General features: G+C 34.1%; 16 protein-coding genes and 1 rRNA gene. All 17 read left to right on the forward strand.

Features of this window, described 5'->3' with window-relative positions; translation table 11 throughout:
- Positions 1 to 108 (forward strand): 5S ribosomal RNA (gene rrf, locus ACF91D_RS26675); the annotation flags it as partial.
- A 256-nt stretch (positions 109 to 364) separates the two neighbouring features.
- Positions 365 to 1,711, forward strand: coding sequence for an aminotransferase class I/II-fold pyridoxal phosphate-dependent enzyme (locus tag ACF91D_RS26680; RefSeq protein ID WP_107590279.1), 1,347 nt, complete (start codon positions 365 to 367; stop codon positions 1,709 to 1,711).
- 1 nt (position 1,712) lies between these two features.
- A complete protein-coding gene (gene tmk / locus ACF91D_RS26685) occupies positions 1,713 to 2,330 on the forward strand; it encodes a dTMP kinase (RefSeq protein ID WP_107590278.1) in 618 nt (205 codons plus the stop codon).
- A gap of 26 nt (positions 2,331 to 2,356) precedes the next feature.
- A complete protein-coding gene (locus tag ACF91D_RS26690) occupies positions 2,357 to 2,686 on the forward strand; it encodes a cyclic-di-AMP receptor (RefSeq protein ID WP_042739966.1) in 330 nt (109 codons plus the stop codon).
- 143 nt (positions 2,687 to 2,829) lie between these two features.
- Positions 2,830 to 3,756, forward strand: coding sequence for a DNA polymerase III subunit delta' C-terminal domain-containing protein (locus tag ACF91D_RS26695; protein WP_107590277.1), 927 nt, complete (start codon positions 2,830 to 2,832; stop codon positions 3,754 to 3,756).
- A 3-nt stretch (positions 3,757 to 3,759) separates the two neighbouring features.
- Entirely contained in the window at positions 3,760 to 4,563 is an 804-nt protein-coding gene (locus tag ACF91D_RS26700; protein WP_107527316.1) for a PSP1 domain-containing protein, read from the forward strand.
- A 15-nt stretch (positions 4,564 to 4,578) separates the two neighbouring features.
- On the forward strand, positions 4,579 to 4,920 hold the full coding sequence (gene yabA, locus ACF91D_RS26705; protein WP_107590276.1) for a DNA replication initiation control protein YabA: 342 nt from the start codon (positions 4,579 to 4,581) through the stop codon (positions 4,918 to 4,920).
- Positions 4,921 to 5,030: 110 nt separating this feature from the next.
- Complete coding sequence (locus ACF91D_RS26710; RefSeq protein WP_107527314.1) at positions 5,031 to 5,756, forward strand: tRNA1(Val) (adenine(37)-N6)-methyltransferase; 726 nt, start codon at positions 5,031 to 5,033, stop codon at positions 5,754 to 5,756.
- Positions 5,749 to 5,997: a GIY-YIG nuclease family protein gene (locus ACF91D_RS26715; RefSeq protein WP_042739971.1), complete on the forward strand. Its 249-nt coding sequence runs from the start codon at positions 5,749 to 5,751 to the stop codon at positions 5,995 to 5,997. The genes ACF91D_RS26710 and ACF91D_RS26715 overlap by 8 nt, the downstream gene beginning before the upstream one ends.
- Before the next feature lie 3 nt (positions 5,998 to 6,000).
- Positions 6,001 to 6,834, forward strand: coding sequence for a 16S rRNA (cytidine(1402)-2'-O)-methyltransferase (gene rsmI / locus ACF91D_RS26720; protein WP_107590275.1), 834 nt, complete (start codon positions 6,001 to 6,003; stop codon positions 6,832 to 6,834).
- 335 nt (positions 6,835 to 7,169) lie between these two features.
- Complete coding sequence (gene metG, locus ACF91D_RS26725; RefSeq protein WP_107511978.1) at positions 7,170 to 9,149, forward strand: methionine--tRNA ligase; 1,980 nt, start codon at positions 7,170 to 7,172, stop codon at positions 9,147 to 9,149.
- Between the two features lie 27 nt (positions 9,150 to 9,176).
- A complete protein-coding gene (locus ACF91D_RS26730) occupies positions 9,177 to 9,950 on the forward strand; it encodes a TatD family hydrolase (protein ID WP_042739974.1) in 774 nt (257 codons plus the stop codon).
- A 133-nt stretch (positions 9,951 to 10,083) separates the two neighbouring features.
- Complete coding sequence (rnmV, locus tag ACF91D_RS26735; protein WP_042739975.1) at positions 10,084 to 10,632, forward strand: ribonuclease M5; 549 nt, start codon at positions 10,084 to 10,086, stop codon at positions 10,630 to 10,632.
- 3 nt (positions 10,633 to 10,635) lie between these two features.
- Positions 10,636 to 11,526, forward strand: coding sequence for a 16S rRNA (adenine(1518)-N(6)/adenine(1519)-N(6))-dimethyltransferase RsmA (gene rsmA / locus ACF91D_RS26740; protein ID WP_042739976.1), 891 nt, complete (start codon positions 10,636 to 10,638; stop codon positions 11,524 to 11,526).
- A 99-nt stretch (positions 11,527 to 11,625) separates the two neighbouring features.
- A complete protein-coding gene (veg, locus tag ACF91D_RS26745) occupies positions 11,626 to 11,889 on the forward strand; it encodes a biofilm formation stimulator Veg (RefSeq protein ID WP_042739977.1) in 264 nt (87 codons plus the stop codon).
- A gap of 348 nt (positions 11,890 to 12,237) precedes the next feature.
- Positions 12,238 to 13,086, forward strand: coding sequence for a 4-(cytidine 5'-diphospho)-2-C-methyl-D-erythritol kinase (gene ispE, locus ACF91D_RS26750; protein ID WP_042739978.1), 849 nt, complete (start codon positions 12,238 to 12,240; stop codon positions 13,084 to 13,086).
- A 17-nt stretch (positions 13,087 to 13,103) separates the two neighbouring features.
- Complete coding sequence (purR, locus tag ACF91D_RS26755) at positions 13,104 to 13,928, forward strand: pur operon repressor (protein WP_042739979.1); 825 nt, start codon at positions 13,104 to 13,106, stop codon at positions 13,926 to 13,928.
- Position 13,929: the final 1 nt, after the last annotated feature.

Genomic DNA, 13,929 nt, shown 5'->3' on the forward strand with positions numbered 1-13,929 from the left:
ACAATGGCAAGGAGGTCACACCTGTTCCCATGCCGAACACAGAAGTTAAGCTCCTTAGCGCCGATGGTAGTCGGACTTACGTTCCGCAAGAGTAGGACGTTGCCAGGCAAGCAGAGATGCGATGAGCCGAGACCGTGAGGTCTCTTTTTTTTGCTTTAAAAGAGCTTAACTTCTGAATCACACTGACAAGTAGAAAGCGTTTGAAGCTGACGAATTGAGCGAACGACGATTTGAACTTACAGGTGTTAAATCTGACTATATTTAAAGAGGTGCCTAATAGCATCTCTTTTTTATGTTAAAATACATGTTGATACTGTCGAAGAAATAATCATGTTTTATATATATGATTATGAAAGGAGATATTATGTCTAAACCATTGAGCGATAAATTAGATGCGTTTTTGGATGAAGAAGCAATTTCATTACATGTTCCTGGTCATAAAAATATGACAATTGGTAATTTGGACCAACAATTGTCATTTAAAAAGGATATGACTGAAATTACTGGTTTAGATGACTTACATCATCCAGAAGAAATCATTTTGAAAAGTATGGAAACGATAAATAAGCATAAGGATTATACAGCTTATTTTTTAGTTAATGGTACTACATCTGGTATATTATCGGTAATTCAGGCGTTTTCAACATTGCCTGGGAAATACATTGTTGCAAGAGATGCGCACAAATCTGTATTTCATGGTCTTGATTTGGCGCATGCAACTGCAACTTTACTAGAAATGAAGTTAAGTGAAAAGACGGATCAATATGTAGGCCCTAATGTAAAAGCGGAAATTAAAGATTTTGAAGATGGCAAATTAGGAGTTTTCACATATCCCAATTATTATGGTGAATGTTTTGATGTTCAAACAATGATTAATCGCTTTAAAGAAAAGGAGATACCCGTACTAATTGATGAAGCACATGGTGCACATTTTGATTTGAACGGATTTCCAACTTCTTCTTTAAATATGGGAGCAGATTATGTCGTACAATCTTATCATAAGACATTACCGTCACTGACTATGGGGTCTGTTATTTTTATACATAAAAATGCACCATTAAAGGAAATGGTACTTAAATATATGACGTACTTTCAAACATCAAGTCCTTCATATTTAATAATGTCTAGTTTAGAATTAGCTCAGCGTTTCTATGAAAATTATGATAGTGATCAGTTCTACAGTAAGAGAGCCCAACTTGTGAAAAAAATTAAAGCAAAAGATATTGAAGTATTAGAAGTAGAGGATAACCTAAAATTAATAATCAGATGTCCTGGTTATACAGGATATGAATTACAACAGTTATTTGAGGAAAAAGGCATCTATGTTGAATTAGCAGATGCGTTTCAAACATTATTAGTATTACCTCTATGGCATAGTGAAGATAGATATCCATTTGATACATTGTTAAATAGAATAAATGAAATCAAGGTAGAACGACGTGAACCTATTGAAACAACTAAGGTAGATATTCGTTTACAAAGTGGTACATATTATTCTGGAATTATTGAGAAGACACGCTGGATAGATATTGATAAAGCAGAAAATGAAATTCTAGGAAATGATATTGTTCCTTATCCGCCTGGTATACCAGTGATGTTTAAGGGAGAAACAGTAACACAAAATATGATAAAATTAATGAATTATTGGTACGCTCAACATGTTAGGGTTGAAGGTATTAAAAAATATAAAATTGAAGTTAAGGATGAATAAGATGTCAGCATTTATTACTTTTGAAGGTCCAGAAGGATCAGGGAAGACCACAATTATGCAAGCAGTCGCAGATAAATTACAACAAGATTATAAAATTGTGATGACACGCGAACCCGGTGGTGTAAAAACAGGAGAGAAAATTCGTGAATTATTATTGGATGGTGATGCGATGGATGAAAGAACAGAGGCATTGCTATTTGCTGCTTCAAGACGTGAACACCTCGTTGGAAAGGTTATGCCAGCTTTAGAAAATGGAAATATTGTATTATGTGACCGCTACATTGATAGTTCTTTAGCATATCAAGGTTATGCAAGGGGTATAGGTATATCAGAAGTTAAATCCATTAATGAATTTGCTATCGACAATATGTACCCTGATGTAACGATTTACCTTGATGTCAGCGTGGAAGTAGGGAGACAGCGCATTGTTGAAAACCAGCGTGTTCAAAATAGACTTGATTTAGAAAGTGTAAATTTTCATGAAAAAGTGGTTGAAGGTTACAAAAAAATTATTCATAATGAGTCTGAACGTTTTATCATAATAGATGCCGAGAAAAATATTGATGAGGTTGTGAATGATACTTATAATTCTATCATCAAATACTTAGAAAAATTATGATATAATATTGGGAAGAGGTGTTTACTATGAAAATGATAATTGCAATCGTACAAGATCAAGATAGTCAAGAGCTGTCAGATAAGCTTGTTAAACATAACTTTAGAGCAACAAAATTAGCAACGACAGGTGGTTTTTTACGTGCTGGTAATACAACATTCTTATCAGGTGTAGAGGACGACCGTGTAGACGAAATGTTAAAGGTAATCGATGACACTTGTGGTAACAGAGAACAACTCGTTTCACCAATTACGCCTATGGGTGGCAGTGCGGATTCTTATATTCCGTATCCAGTAGAAGTAGAAGTTGGAGGAGCAACAGTATTTGTAATGCCTGTTGAATCTTTCCATCAATTTTAACAATATGGTTGCTATATATAGTAACCATTCTAAGTGAGTGGAAGTGAAAAGGTGTTGCTATCAAAGAACCTTTTTATAATAATCATTTACTTTGAGTGGCACTGTGTATAAGCAGCCTTTTTATATAAAGGAGTAACTTAAAGATGGATGAAAAAGCAAAACTGACGAAGGCATATCATTCAAATAAGTTGTCACATGCATATTTATTTGAGGGCGATGATGGCCAAACGATGAAACAAGTGGCGATTGATTTTGCGAAACTTATTTTATGTGATCAAGATGAACAATGTCAGTTAAAGGTATCTACGTTTAATCATCCTGATTTTATGTATATTTCCACTGAGGAAAATACGATAAAAAAAGAACAAGTCGAACAATTAATACATCATATGAATCAATTACCTATTGAAGGTAATTACAAAGTATACATTATTGAAGCCTTTGAGAAGTTAACTGTTCAAGGTGAAAACAGTATATTAAAATTTTTAGAAGAGCCTCCTGACAATACCATCGCAATTTTATTATCTACGAAGCCTGAACAAATATTAGATACCATCCATTCAAGGTGTCAGCATGTTTATTTTAAACCAATTGATAAGGTGAAATTTATAGATAGATTAGTTGAGCGAGAGATTTCCAGACCTATTGCGGAACTGATCAGTACATATACGACACAAATTGAGACGGCAGTTTTATTGAATGAAGAGTCAGATTTAGCTTCACTGCGCAAAAGTATAGTGAAGTGGTGTCAACTATTGTTAACAAATCGTCCAATGGCGCTTATTGCAATTGTAGATTTGTTGAAACAAGCTAAGACCAGACGTTTACAGCTGGTAACATTAGCAGCCGTTAATGGTTTCTTTGAGGACGTCATGCATGCTAAAGTGGGCATTACTGATGATTTGATATTTCATGATTTACAAGATGACATTCAAAATTATGCGCGTAAATTAACTTATAATCAAATTATTTTAATGTATGATCAAATTACAGAAGCACATAAGAAGTTAAATCAAAACGTGAATCCAACGTTAGTCTTTGAACAGATAGTAATAAAAGGGGTGAAATAAATAATGCAAAATGTAGTGGGAATTGAATTTCAAAAGTCAGGGAAAATGGAGTATTATTCACCTCAACAATTCGATTTGCGAGTAGGTAATTGGGTTGTTGTTGAATCAAAACGTGGCGTAGAAATGGGCAAAGTAAAATATGAGCCACTTGATGTTGCCGATGAGGATGTAACGTTACCATTAAAAGAAATCATCCGTCTTGCTACAGATGAAGATATTGAAAAATATGAAAAAAATGAGCGTGATGCTGAAGTAGCATTTGAATTATGTAAAGATACAATTCAGCAACAAGCGTTAGATATGAGGCTTGTTAACTGTGAATATACATTAGATAAATCGAAAGTAATATTTAATTTTACGTCGGATGATAGAGTAGATTTTAGAAAGTTAGTAAAAGTTTTAGCTCAAAAATTAAAGACACGTATTGAATTAAGACAAATAGGTGTGAGAGATGAAGCGAAATTGTTAGGTGGCATAGGACCATGTGGGCGTTCATTATGCTGTTCTACATTTTTAGGTGATTTTGAACCAGTTTCTATTAAAATGGCTAAAGATCAAAATTTATCTTTAAATCCTACAAAAATTTCTGGCGCTTGTGGTCGTCTTATGTGTTGTTTGAAATATGAAAATGACTATTATGAAGAAGCGCGTGCGCAATTACCTGATGTAGGAGATCATATTGAAACGCCTGAAGGTAATGGAAAGGTTGTAGGCCTAAATATTCTAGATATTTCTATGCAAATTAAAGTAGAAGGTTTAGAACAACCCTTAGAATATAAAATGGAAGAATTAGAAGCGTTAAATTAGGAGGCTTTAACCAAGTTGAACCGAAGTGAAATATTTGAAAAACTTGTGCATTTAGAGTCGAACATTAATCAAATTAATAATGATATGGTTAACTTGAAACATTTGACTGTAGAATTAATTGAAGAAAATGTGGCACTGCAAGTTGAAAATGAAAATTTAAAGACATTAATTGATAAAGAAGAGGCGCCTAAAAAGGTTGAAAATAATAAAAAAGGACAACTAAAAAAGCCGCTTAGAAGTAAAGATAATTTAGCTATGTTATATAAAGAAGGTTTCCACATTTGTAATGGAGAACTATTTGGAAAGCATAGAAAAGGTGACGACTGTCTATTTTGTTTAGAAGTATTAAGTGAATAGTGAATTATAGTGTACTTATGAGTTAATCATAAATGGTGTTGAGGATGAGGTGTAGCGATAGGCTTAATGAGCATCGCCATCTTATCCTCTTTTTTTGGAGGTAGAATTTGATGTTGAACGATGGAGAGCGGTTAGATTGTTTAATAAAAGAAAATTTAAAAATTATACAAAATGATGATGTTTTTTCATTTTCTACAGATGCCTTGTTACTTGCACACTTTACAAAGGTAAAGAAAAATGATCAAATATTAGATATTTGCACAGGTAATGGTGTGATACCTTTATTACTATCTGATAAAGGCAATCAGCAAATAGCAGGTATAGAAATTCAAGAACAATTGGTTGATATGGCGAATAGAAGTATTGCGTTGAATCAACTTGATGAGCGTATTACCATGCATCATATGGATTTAAAGGATGCGCATAAAGTTTTTAAACCTGCACAATATAGTCTGGTAACGTGTAATCCGCCTTATTTTAAAGTAAATCAACAACATCAACATCAAAAGGATGCACATAAAATAGCAAGGCATGAAATTATGTGTACGCTTGAGGATTGTTGTTTTGCAGCGAGGCATTTATTGAAACAAGGTGGTAGATTAGTAATGGTGCATCGTGCTGAAAGGTTGATGGATGTACTAAGTCAGATGCGAGCATTTCAAATTGAACCTAAAAAATTATATTTTATATATAGTAAAGAAGGAAAGTCTGCACATACGATAGTAATAGAAGGCAGAAAAGGTGGGAATCAAGGTTTAGAAATACAGCCCCCATTTTATATTTATCACCAAAATGGTACATATAGTGAAGAAATGAGAGAAATATATTATGGATAGACATTATATTTATATTGTTAAATGCAATGATGGTAGTTTATATACAGGATATGCCAAAAATGTTGAACAACGAGTTGCGAAACATAATAATGGACAAGGCGCGAAATATACAAAAATAAGGCGACCAGTAAAATTAGTTTATCAAGAAACCTTTGATAATAAATCCGATGCCTTAAAGCGAGAGTATGAAATTAAAACTTATAGCAGAGCTAAAAAATTAAAACTAATAAGTGAGGAATAACAAATGTCGACATTATATTTAGTAGGTACTCCGATTGGGAATTTAGCAGATATTACGTATAGAGCCGTTGATACACTGAAAAATGTAGATTTAATTGCTTGTGAAGATACAAGAGTTACTAAAAAATTGTGTGCACATTATGATATTCAAACCCCATTGAAATCTTATCATGATCATAACAAAGAGCAACAGACAGCTTATTTAATTGAACAATTACAACAAGGTTTAAGTATTGCACTTGTATCGGATGCGGGGTTACCATTAATCAGTGATCCTGGTTATGAATTAGTAGTAGAAGCGCGAGAACAACAATTGAGAGTAGAAACGGTTCCGGGCCCCAATGCAGGTTTAACGGCTCTAATGGCTAGCGGATTGCCGTCTTTTACTTATACATTTTTAGGATTTTTACCGCGCAAAGAGAAACAGAAAATTGAAATTTTAGAGCAGCGTATGTATGAAGATAGCACCTTAATAATATACGAATCTCCCCATAGAATTAAAGATACGTTAAAGGCAGTAGCTAAAATTGACGCGCAACGACGCGTATCAATTGGGAGAGAACTGACTAAGAAATTCGAACAAATTGTTACGGCAAGTGTAGATGAGTTAATTAGGCAATTTAATGCAGAGGAAATCACCGTGAAAGGTGAGTTTGTATTATTAATTGAAGGTGAAGCGGCAAAAGATGATGATACGTGGTATGAAGCAATGACTATAACTGAGCATGTCGATTATTATGTTAATCAAGGAATGAAGCCTAAAGCTGCGATCAAGCAAGTGGCAGAAACGAGAAATATGAAAACAGGTGCTGTCTATAATACGTATCATGGCGTGTGACATAGAGAGCGTTAAGAAATTAAAATACACAAAGCTTGAGATGATGAGAATTTAAGTTAAATTGTTGATTTAATTTCATATTAAAACATGAAAAATATGTTGAAAATCCCCATAAATAGCACGATTTATGGTAATGTAGATTAGATAGAGTTTATTTATCATATTTAATGAAACACTAATATTAGCTATGAAAACAACTACGATATGAAGAGTATTCTATCCGATGAAATTTAAGAAACTGATATGATAAATGTATTGAAAATTAACGTCAATTTCATTGAAATTAGAAATGAATTTAGATAATTTAAAAGTATAAGAATCTAGGAGGAACATTGATGGCGAAAGAAACATTTTATATCACTACACCAATATATTATCCAAGTGGGAATTTGCATATCGGCCATGCATATACTACTACTGCTGGTGATGTAATCGCACGTTATAAAAGAATGCAAGGCTATGATGTTCGTTATTTAACAGGTACGGATGAACATGGGCAAAAGATTCAAGAAAAAGCCCAAAAGGCTGGGAAAACAGAATTAGAATATTTAGATGAAATGATAGCGGGAATTAAAGATTTATGGAATAAATTAGAAATTTCGAACGATGATTTCATTCGTACAACAGAAACGCGTCATAAGGAAGTTGTACAACAAATTTTCGAACGATTATTAGCTCAAGGCGATATCTATTTAGGTGAATATGAAGGTTGGTATTCAGTTCCTGATGAAACATACTATACGGAAACACAATTGGTTGATCCTGTATACGAAAATGGAGAAATCGTAGGCGGTAAGAGCCCAGATTCAGGTCATGAAGTTGAATTAGTCAAAGAAGAAAGTTACTTCTTTAATTTATCAAAATATACAGATCGCTTATTAGCGTTCTATGACGAGAACCCTGATTTCATTCAACCACCATCACGAAAAAATGAAATGATTAATAACTTTATCAAACCAGGTCTAGAAGACTTAGCTGTTTCTAGAACGTCATTTGATTGGGGTATCCGAGTTAAGTCAAACCCAAAACATGTCGTATATGTTTGGATTGATGCCTTAGTAAACTATATCTCATCTTTAGGTTATTTATCTGATGACGATAGCCTATTTAACAAATATTGGCCAGCTGATATTCATATTATGGCAAAGGAAATTGTACGTTTCCATTCTATTATATGGCCTATTTTATTAATGGCTTTAGATATTCCATTACCGAAAAAAGTATTTGCACATGGTTGGATCTTAATGAAAGACGGTAAAATGAGTAAGTCTAAAGGTAATGTAGTTGATCCAAACGTATTGATTGATAGATATGGTTTAGATGCAACACGTTATTATTTAATGCGTGAATTACCATTTGGTTCTGATGGTGTATTTACACCTGAAGGTTTTGTTGAACGTACGAATTATGATTTAGCTAATGATTTAGGTAATTTAGTAAATCGTACTATATCAATGATTAATAAATACTTTGATGGTGAATTACCTGCATATCAAGGTGCCAAACATGAATTAGATGAAGAAATGGAACAAATGGCTTTAGACACAGTTAAAACATTCCATGATAATATGGATGATTTACAATTCTCAGTTGCACTTTCAACGGTATGGAAATTAATTAGCCGTACGAATAAATATATTGATGAAACAACGCCATGGGTACTAGCTAAAGACGAAAGTCAAAAAGATATGTTAGGCAACGTGATGGCACACTTAGTGGAAAACATTCGAATCGCAGCTGTGTTGTTGAGACCATTCTTAACACATGCGCCGAAACAGATTTTTGAACAATTAAACATTAATTCTCCAGAATTACATGAACTTAGCAGTGTGGAACAATATGGTGCTCTACAGCAACCAATCGTGGTTATCGATAAACCACAACCAATATTCCCACGTTTAGAGAGCGATGTTGAAATAGATTACATTAAACAATCTATGCAACCACCAAAATCAGAAGAACCAGAAGAAGTGGAAGCAGCACCAAGTAAAGCGCAAATAGATATTAAAGATTTCGACAAAGTTGAAATTAAAGCGGCAACGATTATAGATGCTGAAAATGTTAAAAAATCAGATAAACTCTTGAAAATTCAAGTGGATTTAGATACCGAACAACGTCAAATTGTGTCTGGAATTGCACAATATTACCAACCAGAAGATATTATCGGTAAAAAAGTTGCGGTTGTTACAAACTTAAAACCAGCAAAATTAATGGGTAGAACATCTGAAGGTATGATATTATCAGCTGAAAAGGATGGCGTATTAACATTAGTAAGTTTGCCAAACGCTATTCCTAATGGTGCAGTCATTAAGTAATCATGAATTAAGGAGCGTCGTTAAATCATGTTAATCGATACACATGTTCATTTAAATGCAGAACAATACGATGAAGATTTAGAAGAAGTTATTCAACGCGCAAGAGATAATGGCGTCGATCGTATGTTTGTCGTTGGTTTTGATACACCAACGATTGAACGTACGATGGAATTAATTGATCAATATGACTTTATTTACGGTATTATTGGTTGGCATCCTGTTGACGCAATAGATTGTACAGAAGAACGTTTAGAATGGATAGAAAAATTGTCAGAACATCCGAAGATTATAGGTATAGGAGAAATGGGATTAGATTATCATTGGGATAAATCTCCTAAAGATGTACAACAGGATTTGTTTAGAAAGCAAATTGCTTTGGCAAAACGAGTACAGTTACCAATAATTATTCACAATAGAGAAGCAACACAAGACTGTGTAGACATTTTAAAGGAAGAGCATGCCGAAGAAGTAGGTGGCATCATGCACAGTTTCAGTGGTTCTCCAGAAATTGCTGATGAAGTGATTAACAAGTTGAATTTCTATGTATCACTCGGAGGTCCGGTGACATTTAAGAATGCTAAACAACCTAAAGAAGTTGCAAAGCATGTACCATTTGATAAATTACTCGTAGAAACAGATGCGCCCTTCCTATCCCCACATCCATACAGAGGGAAAAGAAATGAGCCAGAACGTGTAACGTTAGTCGCTGAGCAAATTGCTGAATTACGTGGTGTGAGTTATGATGAAGTTTGCCGTCAAACAACTGAAAATGCTGAAAGATTATTCAACTTAAAAGCATAAAGATATTACAAAAGATGTCGGTCTGAGTTAGGGCTTAGTTATGATTGAGAATACTAAGTAATTACCATAAATTCTGCCGACGTCTTTTTTATTTGCAAATGGACAAGTAAAGTGATGAAAGGTGAAGCTATAATTGAAGATTAATGAATTTATCGTAGTAGAAGGTAGAGATGATACCGAAAGAGTAAAAAGAGCGGTTGATTGTGATACGATAGAAACTAATGGCAGTGCAATAAATCAGCAAACATTAGATGTTATAGCACAAGCATATGAGACACGGGGTGTTATCGTATTAACTGATCCAGATTTCCCAGGGGATAAAATAAGAACGACGATTCAAAAGCATATTCCAGGTGTTAAACATGCATATATAGATAGAGAAAAGGCTAAAAGCAAACGTGGCAAAATTGGTGTAGAGCATGCACGTATTGAAGATATTAAAGAGGCTTTATTGAACGTAAGTACACCTTTTGAAGAAGGTCACGAATCGATTGATAAGCATGTGTTGATTGATTTAGGTTTAATTATCGGACCAGACGCTAGGCGAAAGCGTGAAATATTAGGTAGAAGGTTGCATATTGGTCATTCAAATGGGAAGCAATTGCTCAATAAATTGAATGCATTTGGTTATACAGAACAAGATGTTCGAGACGCTTTAAACAATGAGAAAGGAAGTGAGTAATGGGTGAATCATAAAGATATTGCAACACCTTCACGTACAAAGGAATTATTGAATTATTATGGTTTTAGCTTTAAGAAAAGCTTAGGACAAAACTTTTTAATCGATGTCAACATTATTCACAATATCATTGATGCCAGTGATATTGACGAAGAAACAGGGGTTATTGAAATTGGACCGGGTATGGGTTCATTAACTGAGCAACTAGCCAAGCATGCTAAGCGTGTAATGGCATTTGAAATCGATCAACGATTGATACCTGTATTGGCTGATACATTATCCCCATATGACAACGTAACTGTTATAAATGAAGATATATTGAAAGCGGATATTGCGCGCTATGTTGAGACACATTTGGCAGATTGCAAGAAAATCATGGTAGTAGCTAACTTGCCATATTATATTACTACGCCAATCTTGTTAAATTTGATGCAACAATCATTACCGATTGATGGTTATGTCGTTATGATGCAAAAGGAAGTCGGAGAACGCTTAAATGCTAAGGTTGGTACAAAAGCTTATGGCTCATTATCTATTGTTGCTCAATACTACACCGAGACGAGTAATGTATTGACAGTGCCGAAGTCAGTATTTTTACCACCACCTAATGTCGATTCGATTGTCGTCAAGCTAATGAAACGAGATGCACCACTTGTTACCATTGATAATGAAGAAAAATTCTTCCAAATGACAAAGGCTGCGTTTGGACAAAGACGAAAAACAATAAATAACAACTACCAAAGTTTATTTAAAAATGGAAAAGAGCACAAACAACTTATTGCTGAATGGTTAGAAGCGGGTGGAATAGATCCAAGAAGACGTGGAGAAACACTTTCAATTAAAGAATATGCAGATTTATATAATGAATTGAAAAATTTCTCAGAATTAGAATTTTAAATTATTGACAAGTAGCCTGCACCTTGCTAGAATTGATATTTTATTTGACAAAATAGCGCATTTTGTGTTATTATACAACTTGTAGCGAGGTGGAGCAATATGTCAAAATCTATTGGAGACATCAAAAATACTCTTGATTGTCAATTAGGAAACCGTATTGTACTAAAAGCGAATGGTGGTCGTAAGAAGACGATTGAACGAAGTGGTGTATTGAAAGAAACATACCCATCAGTTTTTATCGTTGAGCTTGATCAAGATAAACATAACTTTGAGCGTGTGTCTTATACATACACTGACGTTTTAACAGAAAACGTACAAGTTTCATTTGAAGAAGATAACCATCAAGAAGCAGTTGCGCACTAATTAAAAAGTAATAATGAGGTTGAGTTTGACTATATAGTCGGACTTTTTAATTTATACTTTAAATTTAATGAGATATAGAAGAGGGTATGTTGACGTTATCGACGTTAGCATACCTTTTTTGTTTGTCGTTGAATATGCTAAAATAGAACTAATTTTATGAATGAATTTCAGATATTGCGATATTGGTTTTCAATGAGCTGATTAGCGACTATGTTTAGCATAAAAATGATACTGATTTTATGAGATGTACAACATATTTCACTAAGTTTTAATAAAACCGACAAATCAATTCGTACAATATGTTAAAATCGTTGTATTACCATATCGTATTTGAAAGAGGGTGGACATATGATCTATGAAACAGCGCCAGCTAAGATAAACTTGACGCTAGACACACTCTTTAAACGAGATGATGGTTTTCATGAAGTTGAAATGATAATGACGACTATAGATTTAAATGATCGCTTGTCATTTGAGCTGCGACAAGACAATAAGATTGTTGTCGATGTTGAACAAACTTATGTTCCCTCTAATAGTAAAAATTTGGCATATAAAGCTGCAGAATTAATGAAGAAAACCTATAATTTACAACAAGGTATTACAATAACGATTGATAAAAATATACCGGTTTCGGCAGGATTAGCAGGTGGATCAACTGATGCTGCGGCAACAATGAGAGGGATGAATCGCCTCTATAAATTAAATAGGCCATTAGAAGAACTATGTGAGCTTGGTATTTCGATAGGAACAGATATCCCATTTTGTATTTATGGTAAAACAGCTCTATGCAAAGGTAAAGGAGAGAAAATCAACTTTCTAAACAAGCCGCCTTCTGCATGGGTCGTTGTTGCTAAACCAAATATTGGAATATCGTCACCAGATATATTTAAGAAATTAGATTTAAGTCATTTGCAAACTATCAATACGGAAGACTGCAAAACGGCTTTAAACACAGGGAATTATGAATTGTTATGCAGTAGCCTTTCAAATCAACTGGAACCTGTTTCGAGCAAGGTGTGTCCTGAAATTTTAAAAATAAAACGCAACATGCTAAAAAGTGGTGCAGATGGTGCAGTGATGAGTGGTAGTGGACCAACAGTTTATGGACTGACACAAAAGGAACGACAAGCAAGACATGTGTATAATGCAGTGAATGGCTGTTGTAATGAAGTGTATTTAGTAAGATTATTAGGATAGGAGAAGGGATGAGCTAAATGCGTTATAAAAGAAGTGAACGTATCGTTTATATGACTCAATATTTAATGAACAACCCCAATAAATTGATACCATTAACATATTTCGTACAAAAATTTAAACAAGCAAAATCTTCAATCAGTGAAGACGTGCAAATTATCAAGACTACTTTTCAAAAGGAAAAGTTAGGAACAGTTATTACAACAGCAGGTGCCAGTGGTGGAGTTACGTATAAGCCTAAAATGAGTAAAGCTGAAGCAAATGAAGTCATTGACGATATTATAGAAAGACTTCAAGAGAAGGATCGTTTATTACCAGGTGGCTACTTGTTCTTATCTGACCTCATGGGGAATCCGTCATTATTAAACCGTGTAGGTAAATTAATTGCAACGCTATATATGGATGAAGAATTGGACGCTATTGTTACGATTGCGACAAAAGGTATATCGTTAGCCAACGCTGTGGCCAATGTACTAAATCTACCTGTTGTTGTTATTCGTAAAGATAATAAAGTGACAGAAGGCTCAACGGTATCGATTAATTACGTATCAGGATCTTCACGTAAAATTGAAACAATGGTATTGTCGAAACGCACATTGCCTGAAAATTCTAATGTACTCGTCGTTGATGATTTCATGAGAGCGGGTGGCTCTATTAATGGCGTGATGAATTTAATGAATGAGTTTAAAGCACATGTTAAAGGGGTATCGGTACTAGTAGAATCAAAAGAAGTTAAACAAAGATTGATTGAAGATTATACTTCCTTAGTTAGACTATCTGATGTAGACGAATACAATCAAGAATTTAAGGTAGAAACAGGCAACAGTTTAACTAAATTTTCTTAAA

It is taken from the genome of Staphylococcus sp. 231237_7MaSpsaltlick, assembly GCF_043107035.1.

Excerpts from the sequence above, each read along its gene's own strand:
- tmk (WP_107590278.1), top strand. The coding sequence starts at position 1,713 with ATGTCAGCATTTATTACTTTTGAAGGTCCAGAAGGATCAGGGAAGACC.
- rsmI (WP_107590275.1), top strand. The coding sequence starts at position 6,001 with ATGTCGACATTATATTTAGTAGGTACTCCGATTGGGAATTTAGCAGAT.
- purR (WP_042739979.1), top strand. The coding sequence starts at position 13,104 with ATGCGTTATAAAAGAAGTGAACGTATCGTTTATATGACTCAATATTTA.
- ispE (WP_042739978.1), top strand. The coding sequence starts at position 12,238 with ATGATCTATGAAACAGCGCCAGCTAAGATAAACTTGACGCTAGACACA.
- ACF91D_RS26700 (WP_107527316.1), top strand. The coding sequence starts at position 3,760 with ATGCAAAATGTAGTGGGAATTGAATTTCAAAAGTCAGGGAAAATGGAG.
- veg (WP_042739977.1), top strand. The coding sequence starts at position 11,626 with ATGTCAAAATCTATTGGAGACATCAAAAATACTCTTGATTGTCAATTA.
- ACF91D_RS26730 (WP_042739974.1), top strand. The coding sequence starts at position 9,177 with ATGTTAATCGATACACATGTTCATTTAAATGCAGAACAATACGATGAA.
- ACF91D_RS26710 (WP_107527314.1), top strand. The coding sequence starts at position 5,031 with ATGTTGAACGATGGAGAGCGGTTAGATTGTTTAATAAAAGAAAATTTA.
- ACF91D_RS26715 (WP_042739971.1), top strand. The coding sequence starts at position 5,749 with ATGGATAGACATTATATTTATATTGTTAAATGCAATGATGGTAGTTTA.
- metG (WP_107511978.1), top strand. The coding sequence starts at position 7,170 with ATGGCGAAAGAAACATTTTATATCACTACACCAATATATTATCCAAGT.
- ACF91D_RS26680 (WP_107590279.1), top strand. The coding sequence starts at position 365 with ATGTCTAAACCATTGAGCGATAAATTAGATGCGTTTTTGGATGAAGAA.
- ACF91D_RS26690 (WP_042739966.1), top strand. The coding sequence starts at position 2,357 with ATGAAAATGATAATTGCAATCGTACAAGATCAAGATAGTCAAGAGCTG.
- ACF91D_RS26695 (WP_107590277.1), top strand. The coding sequence starts at position 2,830 with ATGGATGAAAAAGCAAAACTGACGAAGGCATATCATTCAAATAAGTTG.